At 68.1% G+C, this 14497-nt stretch carries 12 protein-coding genes; 9 read left to right on the top strand and 3 right to left on the bottom strand.

All coding sequences use genetic code 11. The features are described 5' to 3' along the window. Positions 1-50: 50 nt before the first annotated feature. The gene (locus AQJ46_RS22255; RefSeq protein ID WP_059207243.1) at positions 51-2069 is read left to right on the top strand and encodes an ATP-dependent DNA helicase; all 2019 of its coding nucleotides are present in this window, start codon (positions 51-53) and stop codon (positions 2067-2069) included. A 142-nt stretch (positions 2070-2211) separates the two neighbouring features. On the opposite strand, the gene lexA is transcribed toward AQJ46_RS22255, so the two are convergent. Further along, positions 2212-2991: a transcriptional repressor LexA gene (gene lexA, locus AQJ46_RS22250; protein ID WP_057613273.1), complete on the bottom strand. Its 780-nt coding sequence runs from the start codon at positions 2989-2991 to the stop codon at positions 2212-2214. A gap of 562 nt (positions 2992-3553) precedes the next feature. Here lexA and nrdR point away from each other — a divergent pair. The 3 genes from nrdR (at position 3554) to AQJ46_RS22235 (ending at position 8035) form a co-directional block, all read left to right on the top strand. Further along, entirely contained in the window at positions 3554-4129 is a 576-nt protein-coding gene (nrdR, locus tag AQJ46_RS22245; protein WP_057613272.1) for a transcriptional regulator NrdR, read from the top strand. Between the two features lie 160 nt (positions 4130-4289). Then, a complete protein-coding gene (locus AQJ46_RS22240) occupies positions 4290-7190 on the top strand; it encodes a vitamin B12-dependent ribonucleotide reductase (RefSeq protein WP_059207242.1) in 2901 nt (966 codons plus the stop codon). 137 nt (positions 7191-7327) lie between these two features. Then, on the top strand, positions 7328-8035 hold the full coding sequence (locus AQJ46_RS22235) for a DUF6215 domain-containing protein (protein ID WP_059207241.1): 708 nt from the start codon (positions 7328-7330) through the stop codon (positions 8033-8035). 4 nt (positions 8036-8039) lie between these two features. Here AQJ46_RS22235 and AQJ46_RS22230 read toward each other — a convergent pair whose 3' ends face one another. Continuing rightward, entirely contained in the window at positions 8040-8564 is a 525-nt protein-coding gene (locus tag AQJ46_RS22230; RefSeq protein WP_059207240.1) for a TerD family protein, read from the bottom strand. 148 nt (positions 8565-8712) lie between these two features. Here AQJ46_RS22230 and AQJ46_RS22225 point away from each other — a divergent pair, with 148 nt between their 5' ends. The 3 genes from AQJ46_RS22225 to AQJ46_RS22215 all read left to right on the top strand — a co-directional run bounded on the left by AQJ46_RS22225 (position 8713) and on the right by AQJ46_RS22215 (position 11015). Further along, positions 8713-9318 (top strand): YdbC family protein, encoded by a 606-nt coding sequence (locus tag AQJ46_RS22225; protein WP_059207239.1) that lies wholly within the window; start codon positions 8713-8715, stop codon positions 9316-9318. Between the two features lie 119 nt (positions 9319-9437). After that, positions 9438-10097, top strand: a complete 660-nt coding sequence (locus tag AQJ46_RS22220) for a histidine phosphatase family protein (protein WP_037710795.1) — start codon at positions 9438-9440, stop codon at positions 10095-10097. Positions 10098-10109: 12 nt separating this feature from the next. Beyond that, positions 10110-11015 (top strand): ADP-ribosylglycohydrolase family protein, encoded by a 906-nt coding sequence (locus tag AQJ46_RS22215; protein WP_059207238.1) that lies wholly within the window; start codon positions 10110-10112, stop codon positions 11013-11015. 280 nt (positions 11016-11295) lie between these two features. Here AQJ46_RS22215 and AQJ46_RS22210 read toward each other — a convergent pair whose 3' ends face one another. Continuing rightward, positions 11296-12843 carry an MFS transporter gene (locus tag AQJ46_RS22210; RefSeq protein ID WP_057613266.1) on the bottom strand — a complete coding sequence of 516 codons (1548 nt, stop codon included), beginning with the start codon at positions 12841-12843 and terminating at the stop codon, positions 11296-11298. 187 nt (positions 12844-13030) lie between these two features. Between AQJ46_RS22210 and AQJ46_RS22205 the strand changes: the two genes are divergently transcribed. Beyond that, positions 13031-13654, top strand: a complete 624-nt coding sequence (locus tag AQJ46_RS22205) for a TetR/AcrR family transcriptional regulator (protein ID WP_059207237.1) — start codon at positions 13031-13033, stop codon at positions 13652-13654. Between the two features lie 81 nt (positions 13655-13735). Next, on the top strand, positions 13736-14437 hold the full coding sequence (locus AQJ46_RS22200; RefSeq protein WP_059207236.1) for a ribonuclease HII: 702 nt from the start codon (positions 13736-13738) through the stop codon (positions 14435-14437). The last annotated feature ends 60 nt before the right edge of the window (positions 14438-14497 follow it).

Here is a 14497-nt window from a genome sequence, read left to right as displayed (position 1 = left end):
GCCGCCTTGATCACCCCTTTGTCAGTGCCGGCCCGTAGGGTGGTCGCGCTATGACGAAGCCCTCACTCCCCGAACTCCTGCATGCTGCCGTCACTGCCGTCGGCGGTACGGAGCGCCCCGGCCAGGTGACCATGGCCGAATCCGTCGCGGACGCGATCGACGACGGCTCCCACCTGCTGGTGCAGGCCGGCACCGGTACCGGAAAGTCGCTCGGCTATCTCGTGCCCGCGCTCGCGCACGGGGAGCGGGTCGTCGTCGCGACGGCCACCCTGGCCCTGCAGAGACAGCTCGTCGAGCGCGACCTGCCGCGTACGGTCGAGGCGCTGCACCCGCTGCTGCGCCGCCGCCCGGAGTTCGCGATGCTCAAGGGCCGGTCGAACTATCTCTGCCTGCACCGTCTCCACGAGGGCGTCCCGCAGGACGAGGAGGAGGGGCTCTTCGACCAGTTCGAGGCCGCCGCGCCCACCAGCAGGCTGGGCCAGGATCTGCTGCGGCTGCGGGACTGGTCGCAGGACACCGAGACGGGTGACCGCGACGACCTCACGCCGGGTGTCTCCGACCGCGCCTGGGCGCAGATCTCCGTGTCCTCCCGTGAGTGTCTGGGAGCGACGAAGTGCGCCTACGGCGCAGAGTGCTTCGCCGAGATGGCCCGCGAACGTGCCAAGCTCGCCGAGGTCGTGGTCACCAACCACGCGCTGCTTGCGATCGACGCCATCGAAGGCGCCCCCGTGCTGCCGCAGCACGAAGTACTGATCGTCGACGAGGCGCACGAGCTGGTCTCCCGGGTCACCGGTGTGGCCACCGGCGAGCTCACCCCCGGCCAGGTCAACCGCGCGGTGCGCCGCGCCGCGAAGCTTGTCAACGAAAAGGCGGCCGATCAGCTCCAGACCGCGGCGGAGGGCTTCGAGCGGCTGATGGAGCTCGCCCTGCCCGGCAGGCTGGAGGAGATCCCGGAGGACCTCGGGTACGCGCTCATGGCCCTGCGCGACGCCGCGCGTACGGTCATCTCGGCGATCGGAGCGACCCGCGACAAGTCGGTCCAGGACGAGGACGCCGTCCGCAAACAGGCGCTCGCCTCCGTGGAGGCGGTGCACGACGTGGCGGAGCGGATCACGAACGGCTCGGAGTGGGACGTCGTCTGGTACGAGCGTCACGACCGCTTCGGCGCCTCCTTGCGCGTGGCCCCCATGTCGGTGTCCGGCCTGCTGCGGGAGAAGCTGTTCGCGGACCGATCCGTGGTCCTGACCTCGGCGACCCTGAAGCTGGGTGGCGACTTCAACGGCGTAGGGGCGTCCCTGGGGCTCGCCCCGGAAGGAGCCGAGGGCGAGGACCTGCCGCAGTGGAAGGGCCTCGACGTCGGTTCGCCCTTCGACTACCCCAGGCAGGGCATCCTCTACGTCGCCAAGCACCTCTCGCGCCCCGCGCGTGACGGCGACCGAGCGGACATGCTCGACGAGCTGACCGAGCTCATCCAAGCGGCAGGCGGCCGCACCCTGGGGCTCTTCTCCTCCATGCGGGCTGCCCAGCTGGCCGCCGAGGAGCTGCGCTCCCGCATCCCGGAGTTCCCGATCCTCCTCCAGGGCGAGGAGACTCTCGGCGAACTGATCAAGAACTTCGCGGCAGACCCGCGGACCTGCCTCTTCGGCACGCTGTCGCTCTGGCAGGGCGTCGACGTCCCCGGCCCCAGCTGTCAGTTGGTCGTCATGGACAAGATCCCGTTCCCGCGCCCCGACGACCCTCTGATGAGCGCCCGCCAGAAGGCGGTGGAGGACGCGGGGGGCAACGGCTTCATGGCGGTCGCCGCCACGCATGCCGCGCTGCTCATGGCCCAGGGCGCCGGCCGTCTCGTCCGGGCCTCGGGGGACCGTGGCGTGGTCGCGGTACTGGACCAGAGGCTGGCAACGGCGCGGTACGGCAGCTACCTGAAGGCGTCACTGCCCGACTTCTGGTACACCACGGACCGTAACCAGGTACGGAAGTCGCTGACGGCGATCGATGCCGCGGCGAGGGCGACGGAAGCGGCGGAGCTCGCGTCAGAGGCCGAGAAGGCGCAGGCGGAAGTCGGATGATCGCGGGTGGGCCTGGCCCGTCACCGGGTGAGGCCCACCCGCGATGCGGAGCGACCCATTACCGGGGCCGGACAGCGCAGGGCCCCGGAACCGGCGCAGGGGTTCCGGGGCCCGGTCGGATCGGCGAGGCCTGCCGCGGTGCTCAGACGCGCCGCAGTACTGCCACTACCTTGCCGAGGATGGTCGCGTCGTCGCCGGGGATCGGCTCATACGCGGAGTTGTGGGGGAGGAGCCAGACATGGCCGTCCTCTCGCTTGAAGCGCTTGACGGTGGCCTCGCCTTCCAGCATCGCGGCCACGATGTCGCCGTTCTCGGCGACGGGCTGGCGCCGGACGGTGACCCAGTCGCCGTCGCAGATCGCGGCCTCGATCATCGAGTCACCGACGACCTTCAGCACGAACAGCTCACCGTCGCCGACGAGTTGACGGGGCAGGGGGAACACGTCCTCGACCGATTCCTCGGCGAGGATCGGGCCACCGGCGGCGATCCGGCCGACGAGCGGAACGTACGACGCGGCGGGCTTGCCCGCGGTGTCCGTGGGCTGCACCGAGGCGCCCTGGTCGGAACCGCGCACCTCGTACGCGCGCGGACGGTGCGGGTCGCGGCGCAGGAAGCCCTTGCGCTCCAGTGCCATCAACTGATGTGCGACGGATGAGGTGCTGGACAGACCGACCGCCTGGCCGATCTCCCGCATGGACGGCGGGTAGCCGCGCCGCTGGACGGAGTCCCTGATGACCTCGATCACCCGGCGCTGCCGGTCGGTGAGCCCCGAGCTGTCCGCCCGGATGCCTGGAGGTCGGCCCGGGAGGGACCGCTTGTGTCCCTCGGGATTCACGGCTTCGTTCATCGCATGCACCGGCTCGAGTCGGCCCTGGGAACGGTCCTGGGCAGTGATGGTGGCACTGTCTGCGGTCGTGGTCACGTCGGCCCCTCTCGATGGTCTCCCTGCTGGACAACGGTAGTTGCTTTCGAAAGGTTGCGCCAAACACACGTTCGAGTGAAAAATCGCGTATCACCTGACGCGATCATGTGTCTGGGTGTATGGCTAACGCGCCGCCTGCCGAACAAAAGGGCCCATTGCTGTACTCTTCACCGCCGGATGGCGACCTCGCGGGTTGTTGCCCCAGTCTGCCATCCAGGGCCCAGTCGGCCGGGTAGCGGCTCCCATCTCTGCGGGAATCCCACGTCCCCTCCTTGTGGCGCCCACGGTATCTCCGCATGCGCCGCAGCGATACGGCTGTGCGTCGTGTTCGCCGGGGGCCGGGGCGGTCGTATGGCACATGCCCATACAGGCGCGACTTGCGTGTACGGCGTGTATGCCGTGCCAATCCCTACATGTAGTGCTTGGATTGCTACAGCAGCCCAGAAGTTGTGGTCCCCCGGGTCTCCACGCTCGCCGCGATCGCCTATGCTGGGGGCTGCTTCGAGGGGCCCATGGGGCTCAGCGAGGCTATTGAGTCTGCTGTGAGGAGGGTTGGGAGATCATGCACTGCCCCTTCTGCAGGCACCCCGACAGCCGCGTCGTCGACAGTCGTACGACCGACGACGGCACGTCGATCCGCAGGCGCCGCCAGTGTCCGGACTGCTCCCGTCGTTTCACGACCGTGGAGACGTGCTCGCTGATGGTGGTCAAGCGGTCCGGAGTCACCGAGCCTTTCAGCCGTACCAAGGTCATCAATGGTGTGCGCAAGGCATGCCAGGGACGGCCTGTCACCGAGGACGCGCTCGCCCAACTCGGCCAACGGGTCGAGGAGGCGGTGCGGGCCACCGGGAGCGCCGAGCTGACCACCCACGACGTGGGGCTGGCCATACTCGGCCCGTTGCAAGAGCTCGATCTCGTCGCGTATCTGCGATTCGCCTCCGTCTACCGGGCGTTCGACTCGCTCGAGGACTTCGATGCGGCCATCGCGGAACTCAGGGAGACGGGACCCCCCGCCGCGGACGACGAGGACCGCGGAGAGGCTGTGGACGGCGAAGAGGCCGTCGCGGGGAGCCAGGAAGACGATCGCGGGCCCGGAGGGACTGCTCAACTCCCCGAGCCCGCCCGCGCCGCCGACTGATCGGCGGGCCGGACCGGGCCAGGACCCCGGTCGGCCGGACGGCGGCGACGAAGACCTGTTGCGGGCGGTAGCGAGTGGGTGCCCGCAATACCAGACAGAACACCGTGCCACGGGAACATCGGGGCACTTCAGGGCGTTTTCGCCCGTACAGGGAGGCGGCATGACAGAGACGGCGAGCGGTCCGGCACGGAGTTCCCGCGCCAAGGGCACCAAGGCGGCAGCGAACAAGGGCCTGCGTATCGAGCGCATCCACACCACCCCCGGCGTGCACCCGTACGACGAGGTGGCCTGGGAGCGCCGTGACGTCGTCATGACCAACTGGCGCGACGGCTCGGTCAACTTCGAGCAGCGTGGCGTCGAGTTCCCCGACTTCTGGTCGGTGAACGCGGTCAACATCGTCACCAGCAAGTACTTCCGCGGTGCCGTCGGCACCCCCCAGCGCGAGGTGAGCCTCAAGCAGCTCATCGACCGCATCGTGACGACGTACCGGAAGGCCGGCGAGGACTACAAGTACTTCGCCTCGCCCGCCGACGCGGAGATCTTCGAGCACGAGCTGGCGTACGCCCTCCTGCACCAGATCTTCAGCTTCAACAGCCCGGTGTGGTTCAACGTCGGTACGCCCCAGCCGCAGCAGGTCTCGGCCTGCTTCATCCTGGCCGTCGACGACTCCATGGAGTCGATCCTCGACTGGTACAAGGAAGAGGGCATGATCTTCAAGGGCGGCTCCGGTGCCGGCCTGAACCTCTCCCGTATCCGCTCCTCCAAGGAGCTGCTGTCCTCGGGCGGCAACGCCTCCGGTCCGGTCTCCTTCATGCGTGGCGCCGACGCCTCCGCAGGAACGATCAAGTCGGGTGGCGCCACGCGTCGCGCCGCCAAGATGGTCATCCTCGACGTCGACCACCCCGACATCGAGGACTTCATCGAGACCAAGGTGAAGGAGGAGGAGAAGATCCGCGCCCTGCGCGACGCGGGCTTCGACATGGATCTGGGCGGCGACGACATCACGTCGGTGCAGTACCAGAACGCCAACAACTCGGTCCGTGTGAACGACACGTTCATGAAGGCCGTCGAGACGGGCGGCAAGTTCGGCCTGACGTCCCGTATGACCGGCGAGGTCATCGAAGAGGTCGAGGCCAAGGCGCTGTTCCGCAAGATGGCCGAGGCCGCCTGGGCCTGCGCCGACCCGGGCATCCAGTACGACGACACCATCAACCACTGGCACACCTGCCCGGAGTCCGGCCGTATCAACGGCTCGAACCCCTGCAGCGAGTACATGCACCTGGACAACACGTCCTGCAACCTCGCCTCGCTGAACCTCATGAAGTTCCTCAAGGACGACAGCAAGGGCAACCAGTCCTTCGAGGTGGAGCGCTTCGCCAAGGTCGTCGAACTCGTCATCACCGCGATGGACATCTCCATCTGCTTCGCGGACTTCCCGACGCAGAAGATCGGTGAGAACACGCGCGCGTTCCGCCAGCTCGGCATCGGCTACGCCAACCTCGGCGCCCTGCTGATGGCTACCGGCCACGCGTACGACTCCGACGGCGGCCGCGCTCTCGCCGGGTCCATCACCTCCCTGATGACCGGCACGTCGTACAAGCGTTCCGCCGAACTCGCCGCGGTCGTCGGCCCGTACGACGGCTACGCACGTAACGCGCAGCCGCACCTGCGTGTCATGAAGCAGCACTCCGACGAGAACACCAAGGCCGTCCGTATGGACGACCTGGACACGCCGATCTGGGCCGCCGCCACGGAGGCCTGGCAGGACGTGCTGCGTCTCGGTGAGAAGAACGGTTTCCGTAACGCCCAGGCGTCCGTCATCGCTCCGACCGGCACCATCGGTCTCGCGATGTCCTGCGACACCACCGGCCTTGAGCCCGACCTCGCGCTGGTCAAGTTCAAGAAGCTGGTCGGCGGCGGCTCGATGCAGATCGTCAACGGCACCGTCCCGCAGGCCCTGCGTCGCCTCGGCTACCAGGAGGAGCAGATCGAGGCGATCGTCGCCCACATCGCCGAGAACGGCAATGTGATCGACGCCCCCGGCCTCAAGCACCAGCACTACGAGGTCTTCGACTGCGCCATGGGCGAGCGCTCCATCTCCGCGATGGGCCACGTCCGCATGATGGCTGCGATCCAGCCCTGGATCTCCGGTGCGCTCTCCAAGACGGTCAACCTGCCGGAGACGGCGACCGTCGAGGACGTCGAAGAGGTCTACTTCGAGGCCTGGAAGATGGGCGTCAAGGCGCTCGCCATCTACCGCGACAACTGCAAGGTGGGCCAGCCCCTCTCCGCCAAGACCAAGGAGAAGGAGAAGGCCGAGGTCACGGAGAAGGCCGAGGAGACCATCCGCGCGGCGGTCGAGAAGGTCGTCGAGTACCGTCCGGTCCGCAAGCGTCTGCCCAAGGGCCGTCCCGGCATCACGACCTCCTTCACGGTCGGCGGCGCCGAGGGCTACATGACCGCCAACTCCTACCCGGACGACGGTCTCGGCGAGGTCTTCCTGAAGATGTCGAAGCAGGGCTCGACCCTCGCGGGCATGATGGACGCCTTCTCCATCGCGGTCTCCGTGGGCCTGCAGTACGGCGTGCCGCTCGAGACGTACGTCTCGAAGTTCACCAACATGCGCTTCGAGCCGGCCGGCATGACGGACGACCCGGACGTGCGGATGGCGCAGTCGATCGTCGACTACATCTTCCGCCGCCTGGCGTTGGACTTCCTGCCCTTCGAGACGCGTTCCGCGCTCGGCATCCACTCCGCCGAGGAGCGTCAGCGCCACCTCGAGACCGGCTCCTACGAGCCGACCGAGGAGGAGGTCGACGTCGAGGGTCTGGCCCAGTCGGCGCCGCGCGCCCAGGAGCTGAAGGCGGTCGTCACACCGAAGGCCGAGGTCGAGGCGGCCAAGCCCGCCCCGCAGCAGGCCCACACCAGCGCCGAGCTGGTGGAGATGCAGCTGGGCATCCAGGCCGACGCCCCGCTGTGCTTCTCCTGCGGTACGAAGATGCAGCGGGCCGGTTCCTGCTACATCTGCGAGGGCTGCGGCTCGACCAGCGGCTGCAGCTGATGTGAGTCAACCCAGGGCGGTGCAGTCGGACATCGGCTGCACCGCCTTCGGCTTTTCCGTTTCTCCACGAGAAGATCACACGTTAGGCTCCCCCAGCGCACGACCGGCGCGAACGGCAGGGTGGGGGACACGGGGACATGGCTGAGCAGCAGATTGCCGATGCCGCAGAGGGCGTGAGGCAGCCCGAGAAGGGCCCGAGCGCGTGGGGTCAGGTGGTCGCGGCGCTGGTGGTGGTCGGGGGTCTCGCGGCTCTCCTGTTGTCAGGGACCTTTCAACAGAAGTCCGGCGATCCCGAACCGGCCGCGTGCCACACGTCGGACGACGCCCGGCCGTCGAAACCGGTCTCCGGTGTGCAGTTGTGCACGGCGCTCAACCGTGCGGACCTGCCCACACTGCTCGGCACGCCGACCGAGTACGCGATGAACGCCAGCGGCAACGAGAGCATCGGCACCTGGGCGGACGGCACCAAGACCGTCACACCGGAGGCGGAGGTCCAGCTGTCCACCTACTCCGTGAAGCTCTCGACGTCCGACGACGACATCCCAGTGGCCGAGATGGCCGGTTTCCTGGGGAGTTCGGCGCAGAACAGGACGATAGGCGGGCACCCGGCGGTGCTCTACTCGGACCGGACCATCGCCCTCAACTTCAACCTCGGTGGCGGCAAGGTCGACACCGGTCCCGGCGGCATCGCCCGCAGTCTGCTGGTCGCCAAGGACACCAAGGACGGCGGCGGCTTCTACGAGATCTCCATATGGCGTCAGGACGACGTCGTACCCGATGACCTCGCGTTGCTCCGCGTCGCCGAGACGGTGCTGCCGACGGTCCCGGACTGGACCGCCGGCTGACACGTCACGCCCGGCCCATGCTCCGGGTGAACGTCGCGGGGTCGTCCTCGAAGCCGCTGATCCCGGGGTGGAAGTCCCAGGTGCCGGATTCCTGACGTACGAACTCCGCGACCTTCGCGGCCGTAGCGCCGAGGACGCCGCCGAAGTCGTCCTCGGCCAGGACCGTGTAGCCCTCACGGATCCGCAGACCCGGGTTGATCACGCCGACGAAGGTGCGGGTTGCGGAACGCTGCTGTATGACGGCGCCGACGACCACGCGCGTGTACCGGGCGTCCAGGCGGTCGAGTTCGAGGGTCATGACCTCGTCCCAGCCGAAGCCCTTGCCGTCCTTGCTGTCCCGGTTGAGATAGATGGTGCCGTCGGGGGAACGGCTGTCGAAGTGCACCACATAGGCGGGATCGCCGTACGGATCGCCCGCCACGTAGGTCGCGGCGACGATGTCCAGGTCGGTGGCCGGCTGTCCCGCCGGACTCGGATCCCACTTGAGCGCGACCTCGACCTTGCGGATCCCCTTGTTGATGCCGCTCACCGGATTTCCCCTTCCCCCTGTGTCCACGGCCCGAACTGCCAGTCAGGCAAGACCGGTTGTCCATCCTGCCACGCCCGTGTGTCACTGGTGCGTGGCCTCTGCCGCCGAGAGTGACCGGCGCCACGCTCTGTGGCCTTACCATGGCGCGGTGCTGGTCAAGTGGATTCGCTGCACCGTGGTGGACCGCCGCGGCTTCGAGCGGGGGCAGCGAAAGTGGGCGGGGCTTCTCGGAGAGCCGGGGTTTCGGGGACAGGGCGGAGGCTGGAGCCGGGGGCGGCAGGGTGTGGCGCACATCTTCTCCTTCTGGGAGAGCCGTTCCTTCTACGACTCCTTCATGGCCCGTTCCCATGACCGGCTCGCGGCGGCCCAGTCAGGCACGTTCAAGGACGTCCAGGTCAAGCTGTTCGACTACCGCTTCGACGTGAAGACGGGCTTCGAACCGCGCTTCACCGACGCCGACCTGCTGCGCTTCGCCCATTGCCGGGTCCACGAGGAGCGCGCGGAGCACTTCACGCTCATGCAGGAAAAGGTCTGGAACCCGGCGATGGCCGGCTCGCCGGGCATGATCCGTGGCCTGTTCGGGGAGGCCCCAGGGCACGAGTTCCTGGTGCTCTCGATGTGGCGTTCGGCCGCCGAACACGGCAAGTACCGCACCGAACGTGTGGAACGGCTCGCGCTGCGCGCCCAGACCGACGCCGACGTCGCCGCCCTCACGGGCGACATCCTGGACCTTGAACCGGCCTGGACGGTTTGAGATCCGGACTCACCAGACGTACGCCACTGCGCGGCCAATGGTGCGGGAAATGTGTGACCTACGCCGTATGGAGCCCGTACGAGTGCTCGATACGCCCTCACCCGATCTAGGGTCTTGGCATGGCACGACCACGGCGAATCGTCCTTGTCCGGCACGGGGAGTCAACGGGCAATGTTGATGACACCGTGTATGAACGCGAGCCCGACCACGCCCTGGCCCTGACGGAACGGGGCTGGCAGCAGGCGGAGGAGACCGGTAAACGGCTGCGAGAGGTGCTGGGCCGCGAACGCGTCAGCGTGTACGTCTCTCCCTACCGCCGTACGCACGAGACGCTCCGCGCCTTCCACCTGGACCCTGAGCTCATACGGGTGCGCGAGGAACCCCGGCTGCGGGAGCAGGACTGGGGAAACTGGCAGGACCGCGACGACGTACGTCTCCAGAAGGCGTACCGGGACGCCTATGGGCACTTCTTCTACCGGTTCGCACAGGGGGAGTCCGGGGCCGACGTGTACGACCGGGTGGGTGGCTTCCTGGAGAGCCTGTTCCGAAGCTTCGAGGCGCCCGACCATCCGCCGAACGTCCTGATCGTGACCCATGGCCTCGCCATGCGGCTGTTCTGCATGCGCTGGTTCCACTGGACGGTCGCGGAATTCGAGTCACTGTCGAACCCGGGGAACGCGGAGATGCGGATGCTCGTTCTCGGGGACGACGGCAAATATGCCCTTGACCGGCCCTTCGGGCGCTGGCGAGAGCCGGAACCGTACGGGATCACCGATTAGAGTGGCATACCGATGACCGCTGACTCCACACCCGAGGGGCGTCTGAGCCGCGCCCTGGCCAGTCTGCGGGGCCTGGCCGTGGGGGACGCGCTGGGCTCGCAGTTCTTCGTGCCGGTGAACTACCCCTTGCTGAAGAACCGCGAGCTGCCGCCCGGCCACTGGCAGTGGACGGACGACACCGAGATGGCCTGCTCGGTGGTGGCCGTCCTGGCCGCCCACCACCGCATCGACCAGGACGCCCTGGCCCATTCCTTCGCCGAACACCACGATTTCGACCGGGGCTACGGCCCCGCCGTCAACCGTCTGCTGCGGCTGGTCCGCGAGGGCGGCGACTGGCGTGAGCTCGCCGCGGCCCTCTTCAACGGACAGGGCTCCTGGGGCAACGGCGCCGCGATGCGCATCCCGCCCCTCGGAGCCTTCTACGCGGGCGACCCGGAGCAGGCGACCCATCAGGCCGAGATCTCGGCGTATCCCACGCATCAGCACCGGGAGGCCGTCGTCGGCGCCATGGCCGTCGCCGCAGCCGCCGCGCTGGCCGCCGCCCCCGGTGGTCCGCCCAGCCCCGGGGCGTTTCTCGACGGCGTCATCGCGCTCGTCCCGAAGAGCGCCGTCGGCGCGGGGTTGCGGCGGGCACGCGACATGCTCGACTACGGCGACGCCTCCACCGTCGCGGCCGTGCTGGGCTGCGGACGCCGGACGACGGCCCACGACACCGTGCCGTTCGCGCTCTGGTCCGCCGCCCGGTCCCTGGGCGACTACGAGGAGGCGTTCTGGACGACCGCCCAGGTCGGCGGTGACGTGGACACGACCTGCGCCATCGTGGGCGGTGTGATCGCCGGGGGGAAGGCCGGGACGCCGCCTGCCGAGTGGGTGGAACGGACCGAGGCGTTGCCGGAGTGGCTGCGGCTGCCGGGCTAGAAGCCCCATACCCTGCCCTCGGCCGCAGTGGCGGAGACTCTCCGTACATGCCGGGAACTCTGCGTAACCGCCCGCTCGTTGTCGAGACAGTTGCCGTGCGACGGATGGGCCGGTGCACGCAGGAGACACGTGAGAGGTGCGGGGGTGTGTCATGGGGTGGTTGGCGGTGTTCGCCCTGCTGCGGGCGGTGCTCGTCGCGCGGATGGCCGGACTTTCGTCCTCGCCGTCGATCCCCCGGACCCGGCCCGGCCATCCGCTGTTCGGCGTGAGCCCGGTTCCCTCAACCGAGGCCCGGACCCGCCGTCCCGGCGAGCGCCTCCAGGTCGCTCTTGCGGACCTTGATCACCAACCAGGCGCTGGCCAGGGCGAGTACGGCCATCGAGGCGGCCGCCACGAAGCCCGACGAGATGCCCTGGGCGAGCACTTCGTGCCCCCACGGGGCGGGCAGCTGGTGCGTCTTGGCGAACTCCGCCTTCTGCTCCGCCGAACCGTCGGCCATGAAATGCGGCAGCTGCTTCTCGGCCTCGTCCTTGCTGGCCGAACCGAACACGGTCGTCAGGATGGACAGGCCGAGCGAACCGCCCACCTGCTGCGTGGCGTTGAGCAGCCCGGAGGCCGCGCCGGCCTCATGCTGGGCGACGCCGGAGACCGCGGTGATCGTCAGCGTCACGAAGTTCAGGCCCATGCCGAAGCCGAAGATCAGCATGGGCCCGAGAACTCCACCGACGTAGGAGCTGTCGGAGCTGATGAGGGCCTGCCAGGCGAGACCGGTCACCGCGAGCGCCGAACCCGTGAGCATGAACGGCTTGGGGCCGAGCACCGGCAGGAACCGCTGCGACAGGCCCGCCCCCAGCGCGATCACGACCGTCACGGGCAGGAAGGCGAGACCTGCCTGGATCGGGGTGTAGTCCAGCACGTTCTGGACGAAGAGCACGATGTAGAAGAACATGCCGAACATCGCGGCAGCGAGACTCAGCATGATCACGTACGTGCCCGAGCGGTTGCGGTCGGCGAACATCCGCAGTGGGGTGATCGGCTCCTTGGCGCGCGACTCGATGAACGCGAAGGCGAGCAGGAGCACCACGGCGATGCCGAAGGATCCGATGGTCAGGCTGTCCCGCCAGCCTCCGTCGGCGGCGCGGATGAAACCGTAGACGAGCAGGGCCATGCCCCCTGTGGAGGTCAGGGCGCCCGCGATGTCGAAGCGGCCGCTGTGGCGCTCGGACTCGCTGATGTACAGCGGGGTGAGTACCGCGATCAGCACGCCGATCGGCACGTTGACGAAGAGCACCCATCGCCAGTCGAGCCACTCGGTGAGCATGCCTCCCGCCAGCAGCCCTATCGCGCCGCCGCCTGCGGAGACGGCGGCGAAGACGCCGAAGGCCCGGTTGCGCTCGGGCCCTTCGGGGAACGTGGTGGTGATCAGCGCCAGCGAGGTGGGCGACGCGATCGCGCCACCCACGCCCTGCAGGACGCGGGCGGCCAGCAGCTGCCAGGGCTCCTGGGCGAGTCCGCCGAGCAACGAGGCGAAGGTGAACAGCAGGATGCCGGTCATGAAGACCCGCCGGCGCCCGAGGATGTCGCCCGCGCGGCCGCCCAGAAGGAGCAGGCCGCCGAAGGTGAGCGTGTAGGCGCTGACGACCCATGTGAGGTCGGTGGTGCTGAACTTGAGAGCATCTTGAATGTGCGGCAGCGCGATGTTCACAATCGTCGCGTCGAGTACCACCATGAGTTGACAGGCTGCGATGACGGCGAGCGCGATGCCGGGTCGCCCTTCCCGGCGGGCCGCACCTGGTTTCTGATCCTTGATCAACTGAGAGGTTGTCACTATGGGTCCCCCACAAACGCGTTAGTGAACGGTGGCGTTCACTGTTGCGTCAACGGTAGTGAGTCCCTGGTAGTGAACGCAAGCGTTCACTTAGGTTTGTTGGCGCGTGGCGTGTCCCCCTGTGTCGCCGCGCGGTGCCCCGTCCCTCCCCGGAATCCCCGCTTCCCTGTTCGCTGGAGTCACTCAGATGGTTACCTCGCGCTGGACGACCGCCCCTGCTCAGGCGGCCTCCCTCCGTCGGCGCGGCGCCGTGCTGGAGCGTGCGATCCTCGACGCCGCGCTGGAGCAGCTCAGTACGGTCGGCTGGAACGGCCTCACGATGGAAGGTGTCGCCGCCGGAGCCCAGACCGGCAAGGCTGCGGTCTATCGCCGCTGGCCCTCCAAGGAGGACCTGGTCGCAGACGCCCTTCGGGCCGGACTGCCACGTTTCGAAGAGGCGCCCGACCTCGGTGGTGTGCGCGAGGACTTGCTCGAACTGTGCCGCCAGGCGCGCGAAGCGATGTTCTCGCGGCCCGGCTTCGCGCTGCGCGCAGTCATTCACGAATGCGACCAGGCTCAGGCTGAACGCTTCCATGCCGTGATCTTCAACGGGGTCGTGGAGCCGAGTGTCAGGCTGCTTCGCGAGATCATCACCCGCGGAATAGAGCGGGGTGAGGTCCGTCCTGACGCGGCGAACGACTATGTCTTCGATGCCATCCCCGCCATGATGATGTATCGCTCCAAGATGCGCGGAAGTGAATGGGGCGACCGGGATGTCGAAGAGATGATCGACCAATTCCTGCTGCCGCTGCTGCGGTCGACCAGACGGTGAACGCTGATCGTGGACGTCCGGACGCCGTCAGGGGAAACCGGGTGTCGCAGGGTGATCCGGGCGGCGTAGGCTAAGGGCGCCATGCCGTACGAACCACCTACTCACACCGTCGAGCGCTCCCTTCGCGCCACGACCGGAGCGAAGATCATTGCCGGTGTCGACGAAGTGGGGCGAGGTGCCTGGGCCGGCCCCGTCACCGTCTGCGCGGCCGTCACCGGACTGCGTCGACCGCCCCAAGGCCTCACCGACTCCAAGCTGCTCAGCGTCAAACGCCGTACCGAACTCGCAGAGGTACTGCGGACATGGGTGACGTCGTACGCCCTGGGACACGCGAGTCACGAAGAGATCGACGACCTTGGGATGACGGCCGCCCTGCGGATCGCCGCCGTGCGCGCCCTGGAGGCACTCCCGGTCCGGCCGGACGCGGTGATCCTCGACGGGAAGCACAACTATCTCGGAGCGCCCTGGAATGTCCGGACCGTGATCAAGGGCGACCAATCCTGTGTGGCGGTCGCGGCGGCCTCGGTGATCGCCAAGGTTCAGCGCGACAAAATGATGGCCGAACTGGGTATCGACCATGCAGACTTCGGTTTCGCGGCCAACGCCGGGTATCCGTCGCCCGTACACAAGGCCGCGCTGGAGGTTCGGGGCCCCACCCCGTACCACCGGTTGTCGTGGGCGTATCTTGATGCGCTGCCTCAGTGGCGGCACCTCAAGAAGGCCCGCACCTGGGCGGATGGAAGCGTTCCGGAGATCGAGGGCCAGCTCGGCTTCGACTTCTGACGATTCCGCTCGCACTGATGTGCCACCCGCTGACGCGAGCCGCACCAACGTTTGATAAAC

Source organism: Streptomyces canus (assembly GCF_001514145.1).
Taxonomy (GTDB): Bacteria; Actinomycetota; Actinomycetes; order Streptomycetales; family Streptomycetaceae; genus Streptomyces; species Streptomyces canus.
The sequence above is the reverse complement of the archived record's forward strand: the minus strand, read 5'-3'. Positions and strand labels throughout refer to the sequence as shown.